12 protein-coding genes are annotated in these 14109 nt (G+C 43.3%); 9 read left to right on the forward strand and 3 right to left on the reverse strand.

Going from position 1 to position 14109, the window contains the following annotated elements; translation table 11 throughout:
* Nucleotides 1–165: 165 nt before the first annotated feature.
* Nucleotides 166–1137 carry a bile acid:sodium symporter family protein gene (locus SLS51_RS06145; RefSeq protein WP_323836488.1) on the reverse strand — a complete coding sequence of 324 codons (972 nt, stop codon included), beginning with the start codon at nucleotides 1135–1137 and terminating at the stop codon, nucleotides 166–168.
* Between the two features lie 66 nt (nucleotides 1138–1203).
* Entirely contained in the window at nucleotides 1204–2247 is a 1044-nt protein-coding gene (locus tag SLS51_RS06150; protein ID WP_323836490.1) for an oxidoreductase, read from the reverse strand.
* Between the two features lie 183 nt (nucleotides 2248–2430).
* On the opposite strand from SLS51_RS06150, the gene SLS51_RS06155 reads away from it, so the two are divergent.
* The 9 genes from SLS51_RS06155 (at nucleotide 2431) to SLS51_RS06195 (ending at nucleotide 11566) form a co-directional block, all read left to right on the forward strand.
* Nucleotides 2431–2871 (forward strand): DUF2569 domain-containing protein, encoded by a 441-nt coding sequence (locus tag SLS51_RS06155; RefSeq protein WP_323836492.1) that lies wholly within the window; start codon nucleotides 2431–2433, stop codon nucleotides 2869–2871.
* 126 nt (nucleotides 2872–2997) lie between these two features.
* A complete protein-coding gene (gene rsxA, locus SLS51_RS06160; protein WP_323836494.1) occupies nucleotides 2998–3579 on the forward strand; it encodes an electron transport complex subunit RsxA in 582 nt (193 codons plus the stop codon).
* On the forward strand, nucleotides 3579–4211 hold the full coding sequence (gene rsxB, locus SLS51_RS06165) for an electron transport complex subunit RsxB (protein ID WP_323836496.1): 633 nt from the start codon (nucleotides 3579–3581) through the stop codon (nucleotides 4209–4211). Before rsxA ends, rsxB begins: the two co-directional genes overlap by 1 nt.
* On the forward strand, nucleotides 4204–6417 hold the full coding sequence (gene rsxC / locus SLS51_RS06170; RefSeq protein WP_323836498.1) for an electron transport complex subunit RsxC: 2214 nt from the start codon (nucleotides 4204–4206) through the stop codon (nucleotides 6415–6417). The genes rsxB and rsxC overlap by 8 nt, the downstream gene beginning before the upstream one ends.
* A 12-nt stretch (nucleotides 6418–6429) precedes the next feature.
* Nucleotides 6430–7509 (forward strand): electron transport complex subunit RsxD, encoded by a 1080-nt coding sequence (rsxD, locus tag SLS51_RS06175; RefSeq protein WP_323836500.1) that lies wholly within the window; start codon nucleotides 6430–6432, stop codon nucleotides 7507–7509.
* A 9-nt stretch (nucleotides 7510–7518) separates the two neighbouring features.
* Nucleotides 7519–8148, forward strand: a complete 630-nt coding sequence (rsxG, locus tag SLS51_RS06180) for an electron transport complex subunit RsxG (RefSeq protein WP_036805851.1) — start codon at nucleotides 7519–7521, stop codon at nucleotides 8146–8148.
* Nucleotides 8145–8843 (forward strand): electron transport complex subunit E, encoded by a 699-nt coding sequence (locus tag SLS51_RS06185; RefSeq protein WP_323836502.1) that lies wholly within the window; start codon nucleotides 8145–8147, stop codon nucleotides 8841–8843. Before rsxG ends, SLS51_RS06185 begins: the two co-directional genes overlap by 4 nt.
* 1 nt (nucleotide 8844) lies before the next feature.
* Nucleotides 8845–9483 carry an endonuclease III gene (gene nth, locus SLS51_RS06190; protein ID WP_323836504.1) on the forward strand — a complete coding sequence of 213 codons (639 nt, stop codon included), beginning with the start codon at nucleotides 8845–8847 and terminating at the stop codon, nucleotides 9481–9483.
* A 139-nt stretch (nucleotides 9484–9622) separates the two neighbouring features.
* On the forward strand, nucleotides 9623–11566 hold the full coding sequence (locus tag SLS51_RS06195; RefSeq protein WP_323836506.1) for an exoribonuclease II: 1944 nt from the start codon (nucleotides 9623–9625) through the stop codon (nucleotides 11564–11566).
* 87 nt (nucleotides 11567–11653) lie between these two features.
* Here SLS51_RS06195 and SLS51_RS06200 read toward each other — a convergent pair whose 3' ends face one another.
* On the reverse strand, nucleotides 11654–13651 hold the full coding sequence (locus SLS51_RS06200) for an alkyl/aryl-sulfatase (RefSeq protein WP_323836508.1): 1998 nt from the start codon (nucleotides 13649–13651) through the stop codon (nucleotides 11654–11656).
* Nucleotides 13652–14109: the final 458 nt, after the last annotated feature.

Raw genomic sequence — 14109 nt, forward strand, 5'->3', positions numbered from 1 at the left:
AGACTTCTAAAGAAAACTATTTAAAATATAAAATTGTATTCATTGGGGAAATATAAAATTCAAATAGAAGTTTACGATTTAAATTTCGTAGTCAAATATTACATTGTTGTAAATATCATTAATATATATTTACAACAATTCCCTATCATAGATTTATACCTATTTCTATTTTAACCTTTTGGCATAACGTTGCGCCAATACAGCACACACCATCAACTGAATTTGATGAAAAATCATCAACGGCAATAACATTACGCCAACCGTCGCAGCAGGAAATAAAACATTTGCCATTGGCACGCCATTAGCCAGACTCTTTTTCGAACCACAAAAAACAATCGTAATTTCGTCTTCTTTATTAAAACCTAACCAACGGGCAATATAAGTATTAATAATCAACACAACCGCCAATAAAACACAGCAAACCACCCCAATCGTCAGGAGTGAATAACCATCAATCTTATGCCAAATACCTTCTACCACCGCCTCACTAAAAGCTACATAAACCACCAAAAGAATCGATGACCGGTCAGTCATATTAACCAGTTTTTTATGTTTCTCTACCCAACGGGCAATCAATGGCCGCGACAAATGCCCGACAATAAAGGGAACCATCAATTGAAGAACAATGGATTTTATTGCTTCCAGCGTATCAGCGCTGCCCTCACCTTGTGTATGGATCATCAATCCGACTAATATTGGCGACAAAAAAACGCCCAGAATACTGGATGCTGAAGCACTGCAAATAGCAGCGGCAACATTACCACCAGCAACTGAGGTAAAAGCAATAGCTGACTGAACCGTAGCCGGTAATGCACAAAGGTAAAGGAATCCCCAATAAACCGTTGGTGTCATGATTTCGGGTACGAGCAAATTCAATCCTAATCCGATGATCGGGAATAAGACAAAAGTACTGAGAAAAACCACCAGATGAAGCCGCCAGTGTCCTATGCCAGCAATAATAGCTTGACGAGATAATTTGGCTCCATGCATAAAGAATAGCAGAGCAATAGCCGCTGTGGTTAATCGTTGAAATCCTACTTTTATTTCACCTTCGCAAGGAAAGAATGTCGCAATAACAACTACCGTCACTAATACCATCAAAAAAGGATCTATTTTTAATCTTTGCCACCAAGTCATTGATCATTTTCCTTGCTTTGCAAATAATTAGCCCGGCAAACCAGGCTAAGCAGTAAATAAACAGTCTCAACAAGAAATTGCCACTGTACATTGTTGTTCTGCCGACTGAATACCAGCCTCAATTAATTTCATAATTTGAATGGCTTCATTTGCCGTGACTGGATTAGGTTTACCTAGCATAATTGCATCACGGATAGCCGCATAATAAGCAGAATAGTTACCAGGCAGAGTCGGCACGTGTTCAGTCACTAATTCCTCTCCATGTGACAACGTCACAATACCATCACGAATATCATATCCCCAATCAGCATGTGGCGGCCTTTCCCCCGCTTTCAATCGCTCTTCCTGAGGATCAAGACCATATTTTACGTAACTACCTGCCATACCATGCAAGGTATAAACAGCAGATTCAGCCACTGCCAGTGTTGTTGCATGAAGAACTACTTTGATATCTGGATAATTTAGCAGTACATGGAAATAATCTACCGCTTCCGCTTGTGGACGGATCATTCCCAAATCAGCGGTAATAGATTGCGGCTTACCAAACAGTTGAACCGCCTGATCAAGTAAGTGAGGGCCTAAATCATACCAAATACCACTTCCTTGCCCCGCCGCTTCACGCCATCTTTGACGGATAATCGGGCGATAACGATCAAAATGGGATGCAAAATATTTTAATTTACCTAGACGATTCTCTTTAATTAACGATTTTATCGTTAGAAAACCAGAATCCCAACGCCGGTTATGAAATACAGAAAGTAATAAATCCGCCTTCTCTGCCTGCTCTTTTAAAGATTCAGCTTGTTCAACTGTGATAGTAAATGGTTTATCCACCACCACATGCTTACCCGCTGCCAATGCCTTCTGTGCCAGAGGATAATGCGTATCATTAGGTGTCGGAATAACGATTAAATCAATGTCAGGATCATTAAAAAGATCCTCAGGGCGAGATACCACCGGGATATTTGGCCAATCTGATTTCACTTTCTCAGCATCACTACTGGAAATAGCGGCCAATTTAACACCAGCAGTGCCAGCAATTAATGGTGCATGGAACGTTTTACTCGCATAACCATACCCCACCAGCCCAACCTTTAACAACTCACGCATAACAGCCTCTCAAACTGATTAATAATATGCAGCAATTCAGCATCCGTAAAAAATATCATCGGTGATGACCGTTTCGCAAATTATCTCTGAATCTACCCTTGAAGATTTTTCAATCAATCTATTTCCTAACTCATCAGAATCGCCTATTATTCTTTTTTTATATAGCTTCAAATGGAATGATTTATGTATCAAACCAATGATTACCACCGAATTAATGGTTGGATTCTGGCTCCGGCAGCTTATCTGATCATGACCTTTCTCAGTGCCAGTGTCATGCTCGCTTTATATATCATGGCATTTTTTAGTCAAAACAATGCATTGAGTACCGGGGATAATCACTTTACTTCAATGTGGTTTCTCTCTGTCGCCATTACTGCGGTAATGTGGTGTTTCACCTTATGGGTATTGAAACTGCTTTTCATTCGATCAAAAAGATTTCCCAAAATTTTTATTATTTGGCTTATTGTTACCGTATTAATTGCATTGAAAACTTTCGCTTTCTCCCCTATTCCTGATCAAATGGCTTTGCGTGCATTAGCATGGCCACTATTGGCAACCGCTATTTTTGTCCCCTACATTAAACGCTCTCATCGAGTCAAAATGACTTTCACACAAGATCGATAACCTCAATTTTCTTTGGTTGTTATCATTAACAATAGATTGCCCCTGGTAAGACGAGGGCATACTGATAATTTAATAAAAAGTAAACAATTTAATAAAAAGTAAACAAACTCATTTTCAGGCACAGCAATGACTGACTACTTCCTTTTATTTGTCGGCACCGTATTGGTTAACAATTTCGTCTTGGTGAAATTCCTGGGCTTATGCCCTTTCATGGGCGTATCTAAAAAGCTGGAAACTGCCATCGGGATGGGATTTGCGACAACATTTGTTATGACACTAGCCTCTGTATGTTCATGGCTGGTGAATATCTTTATTTTATTACCACTGGACTTAATCTATTTGCGTACCCTGAGCTTTATTCTTGTCATTGCGGTCGTGGTGCAATTCACAGAGCTTGTTGTACGCAAAACCAGCCCGACGTTATACCGGTTATTGGGTATTTTCTTGCCGTTGATTACAACTAACTGTGCTGTATTGGGTGTGGCGCTGCTGAATATCAATCAATCACACGATTTTTTACAATCCGCTATTTATGGTTTCGGTGCTGCTGCCGGTTTCTCTCTCGTTATGGTACTGTTTGCCGCTATTCGCGAACGTCTGGCTGTTGCTGATGTACCCGCCCCTTTCAAGGGGTCATCTATTGGTCTTATTACTGCGGGTTTAATGTCCTTGGCTTTTATGGGCTTTAGTGGTTTGGTGAAATTCTGATGACATCGTTATGGATTGCTATTGGTGCACTCAGTGCATTAGGGTTAATTTTTGGGTTAATCCTAGGGTTTGCTGCCCGCCGTTTTCAGGTGGAAGAGGACCCCATTGTTGAAAACATTGATGATATTCTGCCGCAAAGCCAGTGTGGACAATGCGGTTACCCAGGCTGTCGCCCTTATGCTGAAGCCGTAGCGAATAATGGCGAGATGATTAACAAATGTGCACCTGGCGGTGAGCAAGTCATGCTGAAAATTTCAGAACTGCTCGGTATCGATCCGCAACCATTGGATGGTGATGCAAACGTACAAAACCCTGCACGCAAAGTCGCCTTTATTGATGAAGAGAATTGCATTGGTTGCACTAAATGTATTCAAGCCTGTCCTGTAGACGCTATCGTCGGTGCTACCCGTGCCATGCATACCATTGTTGAAGATTTATGTACCGGTTGTGACCTGTGCGTTGCTCCTTGTCCAACAGACTGTATTACGATGATCCCTGTAGCAACAACCACTTCCAACTGGAAATGGGATTTAAAAGCCATTCCAGTTAGAAATATTCCTGTTCAGCCATCTCACGCCATTTCCATTAAAAGTATCCCGGGCAAAAATATTGAGGCTGAACACCATGTTTAATTTATTCAATTTGCTCAATAAAAATAAAATCTGGGATTTCGCCGGTGGTATTCATCCACCTGAAATGAAGCTGCAATCCAGCCAGTGCCCTTTACGCATTGCGCCACTACCGGAAGAGTTAATCATCCCATTGCAACAACATTTGGGTACGGAAGGCGAGTTGCTGGTTAAAGTGGGTGATGACGTGCTTAAAGGCCAGCCCTTAACATTTGGCACTGGTCGTACGGTACCGGTTCACGCATCAACTTCCGGTACAATCATTGCCATTGAACCGTGTATTACCGCGCACCCATCCGGGTTGAAGGAGTTATGTGTTCGTTTGCGCCCTGATGGGAAAGATCAATGGAGTGAACGCATTCAAGCACCTGATTATCAATCACTGGATGCAGATACGATTCTTAACCGAATCCATCAAGCCGGCATCGCAGGTTTAGGTGGAGCTGGCTTTCCTACCGCAGCCAAACTACAAAGCGGCCGTCATGGTCTTAAGACACTGATCATTAATGCCGCAGAATGCGAGCCTTATATCACCGCTGATGACCGCCTGATGCAGGAACATGCCGACGAACTTATTGAGGGCATTCGTATTCTGGAACATCTGCTTAAACCGGAGCAGATCCTGATTGGTATCGAAGATAATAAACCAGCAGCAATAAAAGAACTCAAAACCGTTCTAAAGGGCGATAAATCGATTATCATCCGAGTTATCCCGACCAAATATCCTTCTGGCGGTGCCAAACAACTGACCAAGATACTGACCGGTAAAGAAGTCCCCTCCGGTGGCCGTTCCTCTACTATCGGTGTACTGATGCAGAACGTGGGTACGGTGGTTGCAATCAAACGTGCCATTATTGATGGAGAACCTTTGATTGAGCGCGTCGTCACAATGACTGGCGAAGCAGTCACCTCGCCGGGTAACTTCTGGGCGCGGCTCGGTACTCCGGTACAATTTCTTCTCCAGTTAGCCGGTTTTGCACCACAATCAGAACAGATGGTCATTATGGGTGGTCCCTTAATGGGATTCACGCTGCCTGACCTCAACGTGCCCATCGTTAAGATCAGTAACTGTATTCTGGCACCATCCCATCAGGAAATGGATTCAAATACAATCGAAGAGGCTTGTATCCGTTGTGGATTATGTGTAGAAGCCTGCCCTGCCCGTTTATTGCCGCAACAGCTCTATTGGTTCAGTCGGGGACAAGAGCACGAAAAAGCCAGAGATCACAATCTGTTCGACTGTATTGAATGCGGCGCCTGTGCTTATGTCTGCCCAAGCAATATTCCTCTGGTGCAATATTATCGCCAAGAGAAAGCCGAAATTCGGGCCTTGGATCAGGAAAACCGCCGTTCAACCGAAGCCAAAATTCGTTTCGAAGCTAAGCAGACCCGCATGGAACGAGAAAAACTGGCCCGAGAGGAAAAGCACAAAAAATCGGCCGTTCAAGTTGATAATAAAGATAAGAGCGCTGTACAAGATGCGCTTTCCCGCGTGAAGGAAAAACAGGCTAACGCGGGTAAAGTTGTTGCTATAGAACCGGGGCAACTACCTGATAATGCCGCAGTAATAGCTGCGCGTCAGGCAAGAAAAGAGCAGCTTCGCGCTCGTCAGGCGGTGGAAAATATTAGTATTGCGCCATCTGAACCAACAAGCGCAGAAGATCCACGCAAAGCCGCATTAGCAGCCGCGATTGCCAGAGCTAAAGCGAAGAAAACAGCTCAAAATCAGGAAGTAACACCATCACCGGAAGCGAAAGAACCAGAAACTACTGCTAGTGAAAAACAAGATCTTCATAAAGATGCCGTCGCGGCTGCCATTGCTCGTGTCAAAGCCAAGAAAGCCCAAACACAGCAATTAGCTGAAACTCAAGCAGAAACACCGACAGCGGAAGAAACCGATCCGCGTAAAGCTGCCGTCGCGGCTGCCATTGCTCGTGTTAAAGCCAAGAAAGCCCAAACACAGCAATTAACTGAAACCCAAGCAGAAACACCGTCAGCGGAAGAAACTGATCCGCGTAAAGCTGCCGTCGCGGCTGCCATTGCTCGTGTTAAAGCCAAGAAAGCCCAAACACAGCAATTGACTGAAACCCAAACAGAAACACCGACAGCGGAAGAAATCGATCCACGTAAAGCTGCCATCTCTGCCGCTATTGCTAGGGTTAAAGCCAAAAAAGACGCTCAGGAACAACAGAAAATTTCAATAGAATAGTGATTGTTATAAATGAAATTCAGACCCGTTCAGACTGACAATAAAAAACTAAAAGTCGCCAGTTCGCCTTTTACACACAATCAGCAAAGTACCAGCCGCATTATGCTGTGGGTTGTGCTGGCAGCGATCCCCGGTATTGCGGTACAAACGTACTTCTTTAGTTACGGTACCTTGTTCCAGCTCCTGCTTGCAGTGATTACCGCCCTGCTTGCAGAATCATTTGCCCTATCTCTGCGTAAACAGGCAATTATGCCTCGTTTGCAGGATAATTCTGCATTACTGACAGGTTTACTTTTGGGGATCAGCCTTCCACCGCTGGCTCCTTGGTGGCTGATTGTATTGGGAACTGCTTTTGCGGTGATTATTGCCAAACACTTATATGGTGGCCTTGGTCAAAATCCATTCAATCCGGCAATGGTCGGTTATGTCGTACTACTCATATCATTCCCAGTGCAAATGACCGGCTGGTTGCCGCCTATGGATTTACTGGCAACACAAATCACACCACTAGACAGCCTGACGGTGATTTTCACCGGTCATACTCCCGATGGCACAACATTACAGCAGTTGCAACAAGGTTTCGATGGGATTAGCCAGGCTACACCGCTGGATAGTTTCAAAACCGGTTTATTGACTCACAATATTGATGACGTTCTTCACCAACCTATATTGCAAGGATCTCTGGCTGGCATTGGTTGGCAATGGGTCAACATTGCTTATCTTGTTGGTGGGCTGATTCTACTGAACAGAAAAGTGATAACCTGGCAAATTCCTACGGCATTTATCCTGGTATTAGGCTTATGTGCACTCACTAGCTGGTTGATTGATCCATCCCGTTATTCGCCACCATTATTACAACTGTTCTCCGGTGCAACCATGCTAGGTGCATTCTTTATTGCAACCGATCCGGTCAGTGCTTCCACGACACCCAAAGGTCGTTTGGTTTTTGGCGCCATGATTGGTTTGTTAGTCTGGGTTATCCGTGTTTATGGTGGTTATCCTGATGCCATAGCGTTTGCAGTTTTATTGGCGAATATCACCGTGCCACTCATTGACCATTACACCCAACCCCGCGTTTACGGGCATAAATAAGGAGCCGTTATGTTAGAAACCATGCGACGTCACGGCATCACACTCGCCATTTTTGCGGCAATTACCACCGGGCTAACGGCCATCGTGAATTCACTCACCAAAAGTACTATTGCAGAACAGGCCGCATTACAGCACAAGTCACTGCTTGATCAGGTTATTCCGCCTGCCCTGTACGACAACGACATACAAAACGAATGCTATCTAGTCAATGCGGATGCTCTGGGCAATAACTTGCCTCATCGTCTCTATCTGGCCCGTAAAAATGGTCAGCCTGTGGCGGCAGCGCTAGAAAGTACTGCACCGGATGGTTATTCCGGTGCTATCCAATTACTGGTTGGAGCAGATTTCTCAGGAAAAGTGCTCGGTGTACGGGTTACAGAACATCATGAAACCCCAGGACTGGGGGATAAAATTGAAACCCGAATTTCAGACTGGATTAATGTCTTTTCAGGGAAAACCATCACATCCAATCATGACCGGCACTGGGCAGTGAAAAAAGATGGCGGTGAGTTTGATCAATTTACCGGTGCCACTATTACCCCACGCGCTGTAGTAAACTCAGTCAAACGGACTGCACTTTATTTACAGACCATACCTGAACATCTCTCTTCTCTAGAATCCTGTGGAGAAAAATCATGAGTGAAACCAAAAACTTATTTATCCAAGGGCTATGGAAAAACAATTCCGCTTTAGTACAACTGCTAGGATTGTGTCCACTGTTAGCCGTCTCTTCCACTGCAACCAACGCGCTTGGCTTAGGGCTGGCAACGACACTGGTTCTAGTCTGTACCAACATTGCGGTTTCCAGCCTGCGTCGTTGGGTACCCAACGAGATCCGTATTCCAATTTATGTTATGATCATCGCTTCGGTTGTTAGTACCGTCCAAATGTTGATTAACGCTTACGCTTTTGGTCTGTATGAATCACTCGGGATTTTCATTCCACTGATTGTGACTAACTGTATTGTTATCGGCCGGGCCGAAGCCTATGCCGCGAAAAACCCAATCATGCCCTCTGCGATTGATGGTTTAGCTATGGGATTAGGCGCAACTTGTGCACTGTTTGTTCTCGGAGCCATGAGAGAAATTCTCGGCAATGGAACCCTATTTGATGGCGCTGATTTACTACTGGGTAATTGGGCTAAGGTATTACGAATAGAAATCGTTCATATGGATTCCCCTTTCCTGTTAGCGATCTTACCCCCTGGCGCTTTTATCGGTTTGGGATTAATGCTGGCAGTGAAATATCTTATTGACGAAAAAATGAAAACCAAAGCAATGAAAGAAAAAAGCAGGACAATAACAATGTCGCCAGGATCGGAGAGTTCTATTTGATATGAACAAACAGAAACGTGTTGAAATTTTAACGCGCTTACGGGATAACAACCCAAAGCCAACCACTGAATTAGTTTTCACAACACCATTTGAGTTACTTATTTCAGTATTGCTTTCAGCGCAAGCGACAGATGTGAGTGTTAATAAAGCCACAACGAAACTCTATCCAGTGGCAAATACGCCTCAGGCAATTCTGAATCTGGGTGTAGATGGGTTGAAAGAGTATATAAAAACAATCGGTCTTTATAACACCAAAGCAGAAAACACAATTAAAACCTGCCGAATATTGCTAGAAAAACATGCTGGCGAAGTTCCAGAAGATCGTGCCGCATTGGAGGCATTGCCGGGTGTTGGCCGCAAGACAGCCAATGTGGTGTTAAACACCGCTTTCGGCTGGCCGACTATTGCGGTCGATACCCATATTTTTCGCGTTTGTAATCGTACTCAATTCGCGCCCGGTAAAAATGTCAATGAAGTCGAAAATAAATTACTGCAAGTTGTCCCGGACGAATTTAAAGTTGATTGTCATCATTGGCTTATTTTACACGGTCGTTATACCTGCATAGCGCGTAAACCTCGTTGTGGTTCCTGTATTATTGAAGATCTCTGTGAATTTAAAGAAAAAATTTACCCTGAGTAACTATTGTAATTTTCATTGCAATTCCCATACTGTTTTACGCTATTTTGCAGATGTTGCTTGCTCGACACCATCAATTCGCGTAAAACTGTTATTCTAAAAAACTATCTGATAATAACCCTCAACTTTCTCCGCGGATATTATGTTTCAAAACAACCCGCTGCTTGCACAGCTAAAACAGCAACTTTACTCCCAAACACTTCGAGTAGAAGGTTTGGTCAAAGGTACCGAAAAAGGATTCGGATTCTTAGAAGTCGATGGGCAAAAAAGTTATTTTATTCCTCCCCCACACATGAAAAAAGTTATGCATGGCGATCGAGTGACTGCCGCTATTCATACTGATAAAGAAAGAGAGATCGCCGAGCCAGAAACATTGATCGAACCATTTCTAAATCGCTTCGTTGGTCGTATCCAGAAAAAAGAAAATGATAACCGTTTATGGATCATTCCTGATCACCCACTGCTAAAAGATGCTATCCCTTGCCGACCGACCAATCAGGTCACTCATTCATTTCAGCATGGTGATTGGGCCGTCGCAGAAATGCGTCACCATCCATTGAAAGGCAGCCGGGGTTTTCATGCAGAAATTACCGGCTATATCACTGAAAGCGACAATCACTACGCCCCTTGGTGGGTAACACTCACTCGCCATAATCTGGAACGTGATGCTCCCGTTATGACTGCCGATTGCCAGATGAATGATGGCGATCTTGAGCGCATTGACTTAACGTCGCTGGATTTTGTCACTATTGACAGTGCAACCACGGAAGATATGGACGATGCTTTGCATATTGCTAAGCAAGATGACGGCAGCCTAAAACTCAGTATCGCCATTGCTGATCCAACAGCTTATATCGCGGCTGACAGTGAACTGGATCAAATCGCCCATCAACGTGCTTTCACTAACTACCTGCCGGGTTTTAATATCCCCATGTTGCCACGCGACCTGTCAGAGAATTTATGCTCTCTGCGCCCTAACGCCCGCCGTCCGGCATTGGTATGTCAGGTTTCTATTCTGGAAGATGGTCAACTGGGTGATGATATTGCGTTTTTCTCTACCTGGGTTGAATCAAAAGCTAAATTGGTTTACGACGAAGTTTCTGACTGGCTGGAAGAAACCGGGACTTGGGAACCTGCTTCCGAAGCGATTAAGACTCAAATCACGCTGCTAAAGGAAATGAGTGATCGCCGTAACCAATGGCGCCACCAAAATGCGCTTATTTTCAAAGATCGTCCTGATTATCGCTTCATCCTTGACGATAATGGTTACGTACTGGATATCGTGGTAGAACAACGCCGTACAGCCAACCGTATTGTTGAAGAAGCCATGATCACTTCTAACCTGTGCGCCGCAAAAATCCTGCGCGATAAGTTAGGTTTTGGCATTTACAATGTCCATATGGGTTTTGAGCCACTGCAAATTGAACAAGTGGTTGAATTACTACAAGAAAATGGTATCGATGCCAAAACAGAAGAATTATTGACGCTGAATGGCTTCTGCACATTACGCCGTGAATTGGATAAACAGCCAACACAATTCCTTGATAGTCGCATTCGTCGTTTCCAGACTTTCGCAGAAATTAAACCTGAACCCGGTCCTCATTTTGGTCTCGGTTTTGATGCTTACGCCACCTGGACGTCACCGATCCGTAAATACAGCGACATGATTAACCATCGTTTACTGAAAGCGATTATTCAAAAAACGGATGTGGAACAACCCTCAGAAGAAACCTGTTTACAGATGGCTGAACGTCGCAGACTGAATCGTATGGCCGAACGGGATGTGGGGGATTGGCTGTATGCCCGCTTCCTGCAACCACACGCAGGAACAGAACAACGATTTACCGCAGAAATCATTGATATCACCCGTGGTGGTTTACGTGTCCGACTGGTCGATAACGGTGCGGTAGCCTTTATACCGGCTCCCTTCCTGCATGCCGTGCGTGATGAACTGCAATGTAGCCAAGAGACCGGGACAGTGATTATCAAAGGTGAAGTCGCTTACCAATTGAACGATATTATTGATGTTCGTATTGATGAAGTCAGAATGGAAACACGTAATATTGTCGCCCGCCCTACGGCCTGATTTCCCTTAATCGACCCCTTTCTACGTCAAACTACAGCGATTAAGCTGTAGTTTGTGTTTAAAAAATTAGCTATCAGAAGCCAAAAATTACATCGTATTTTGCTCTGCACGAGGCGTCACGATATTGAACCAGAATGGGAAGTGATCCAACATACCAATAAATTCATTAAACTTAGCGCGCTCTCCCTCAATTTTCACATTCTGCTTTTTTACCTCATTATCAAATACGTCTTCACCCAAGTGAATTTTATCCAGAATGGCTTTGGTTAACGTTAATGTGACATCAGCCCGCGTTACCTGCTTATCCGTATAATTCAGCACACCATTTTCCACCGTTAACGTGTAATGCTTATTGAGATCAGTGAGGTTAATGTTCATCACCAATTTCTTACCGGCAGCTTTAGGTCCATTCAACCGTACTGCCAGATAATCGAACAACATTTCAGGTGATATGGCACGAATCATATCCGGGCTGCTAGTATTCAGGCCGCCCGATTTCGGTACACCATGACGCAACTCCGCTGCCCCCTGCAAATAGATCGAACGCCAAGAGTTTGATTCGGATTGATAACCCAACTGCTCATAAGTTTTAGCCAATAAGGTTTTTCCCGCTACATTGTCGGGATTAGCAAAAACAACATGTTTGAGCACTTGAGCCACCCAACGGTATTCTCCCTTATCAAAATCAGCCTGCGCACGTTTTATTAACGCAGCTTCACCGCCCATATATTCCACATATTTAATCGCAGAAGATTTCGGCGGCAGGTTATTCAAATCAGAAGGATTTCCACTGTACCACCCCATATAGAACTGATAAACCGCCCGCACATTATGACTCAGTGATCCATGATAGCCACGGTTCGGAAAATAACGTGCAAGCTCTGATGGTAATCTGATCATCTCGGAAATTTCTTCACCGATGTAACCTTTATTCATCAGATTCACTGTTTGGTCATGAATATATTTGTATAAATCACGTTGTTTTTTAAAATAATCCACCACACGCTCTTTACCCCACATCGGCCATTGGTGGCTCTGGAATTTTACCTCGACTTGATCCCCATACAACTCAATAACTTGATCAATATATTTCGACCAGGCTAACGCATCACGTACTTGGACACCGCGTAACGACAAAATATTATGCATGGTATTCGTGGTATTTTCCGCCATCCACATCGCTTTCCATTGTGGAAACCAAGTATTCATCTCTGCGGGAGCTTCCGTGCCAGAGGTTATCTGGAATACCATCTCCACACCATCAATCGTCATTTTTTCACCGGTAAGCTTGATAGTACGTGTTGGTGGAATCAACGTTACCGTTCCCGCCGGAGATTCCGCACTCAAACCTGTCCCTACATGCCCCTGTGAAGTCCGTGGCAACAAAGAACCAAACATATAGACAGCCCGACGGCTCATGGCGTTACCGGCAATCACCTTCTCACTGGCCGCCTGTTCCATAAAACCTTCTGGTGCAATAATTTGTACTTTTCCTGCTTTAACATCATCCTCATTAACAATACTGCGTACACCACCGTAATGATCAACATGAGAATGACTGTAAATCACACTCACCACCGGCTTCTTACCCAAATGTTTACTGACCAGATCATAGGCTGCTTTTGCTGCTTCAGAGGACGTAGCCGGATCTAAAACAATCCATCCGGTATCTCCCGCAATAAAAGTCACATTAGCTATGTCATAACCACGCACTTGATAAATATGATCAGTCACTTTAAACAGCCCATATTCCACATTAAGTTGTGCATTACGCCACAAGCTAGGGTTAACCGTATCTGGAGCCGGTGTTTTATCGGTAATAAATTTACGATAACTATCAATATCTAATATGACTTTACCTTTATCATCACGAATAATCAGAGAATCCGGCCTCGCGATCAGACCTCGTTTCGCATCATCAAAATCAGATTTATCGTTAAATGGTAACGTTGATGCCATTTCAGCATTAACTTGTTTAGTGATTTCCGTTGCAGGAAGGGAAAATTTATCTTGACTTAATGATGAAGAACTAAAAATGGCAAATGATATTGCGGTTGAAATGGTTAATAAGCATTTGTAATTCATAAGATAATATTCCTTTAGACAGGTAGGTTATTAAAACTAGAAATAACTTTATCCATAAAAACTAAAACAATATAAACCATATCCTGATAATAATAGATAGTAATATTGAAATAAGCAAAAAAACCAAGTCATCTCTATTATAATCAACGCAAAATATTTTCTATGATATGAAAACCATACCCTATAGGTGAGCAAGTGCAGCCAACAAAGAAGCAACTTGAAAGATAACGGGTATAAATAACAACATTAATCCCCATGCTTCATTATTAAAATTCAATAATCCGAAAAATTAAATCCGATAAAAAAAACATACATAACCCTCTGTTAATAAAACTCTTTTCTGAAACTCATCATCATTTATATATCAAAACTTATAACACACTATTTATTCATCCTTTCATAGAAAAATATAACAATGTGATTACAAAATGATTTATATCGAAATTATTTTATTGATT

The organism is Photorhabdus africana (genome assembly GCF_035181445.1).
GTDB classification, from domain to species: domain Bacteria; phylum Pseudomonadota; class Gammaproteobacteria; order Enterobacterales; family Enterobacteriaceae; genus Photorhabdus; species Photorhabdus laumondii.

Excerpts from the sequence above, each read along its gene's own strand:
- rsxB (WP_323836496.1), top strand. The coding sequence starts at position 3,579 with ATGACATCGTTATGGATTGCTATTGGTGCACTCAGTGCATTAGGGTTA.
- rsxA (WP_323836494.1), top strand. The coding sequence starts at position 2,998 with ATGACTGACTACTTCCTTTTATTTGTCGGCACCGTATTGGTTAACAAT.
- SLS51_RS06195 (WP_323836506.1), top strand. The coding sequence starts at position 9,623 with ATGTTTCAAAACAACCCGCTGCTTGCACAGCTAAAACAGCAACTTTAC.
- rsxD (WP_323836500.1), top strand. The coding sequence starts at position 6,430 with ATGAAATTCAGACCCGTTCAGACTGACAATAAAAAACTAAAAGTCGCC.
- rsxG (WP_036805851.1), top strand. The coding sequence starts at position 7,519 with ATGTTAGAAACCATGCGACGTCACGGCATCACACTCGCCATTTTTGCG.
- SLS51_RS06145 (WP_323836488.1), bottom strand. The coding sequence starts at position 1,137 with ATGACTTGGTGGCAAAGATTAAAAATAGATCCTTTTTTGATGGTATTA.
- SLS51_RS06185 (WP_323836502.1), top strand. The coding sequence starts at position 8,145 with ATGAGTGAAACCAAAAACTTATTTATCCAAGGGCTATGGAAAAACAAT.
- SLS51_RS06200 (WP_323836508.1), bottom strand. The coding sequence starts at position 13,651 with ATGAATTACAAATGCTTATTAACCATTTCAACCGCAATATCATTTGCC.
- SLS51_RS06155 (WP_323836492.1), top strand. The coding sequence starts at position 2,431 with ATGTATCAAACCAATGATTACCACCGAATTAATGGTTGGATTCTGGCT.
- nth (WP_323836504.1), top strand. The coding sequence starts at position 8,845 with ATGAACAAACAGAAACGTGTTGAAATTTTAACGCGCTTACGGGATAAC.
- SLS51_RS06150 (WP_323836490.1), bottom strand. The coding sequence starts at position 2,247 with ATGCGTGAGTTGTTAAAGGTTGGGCTGGTGGGGTATGGTTATGCGAGT.
- rsxC (WP_323836498.1), top strand. The coding sequence starts at position 4,204 with ATGTTTAATTTATTCAATTTGCTCAATAAAAATAAAATCTGGGATTTC.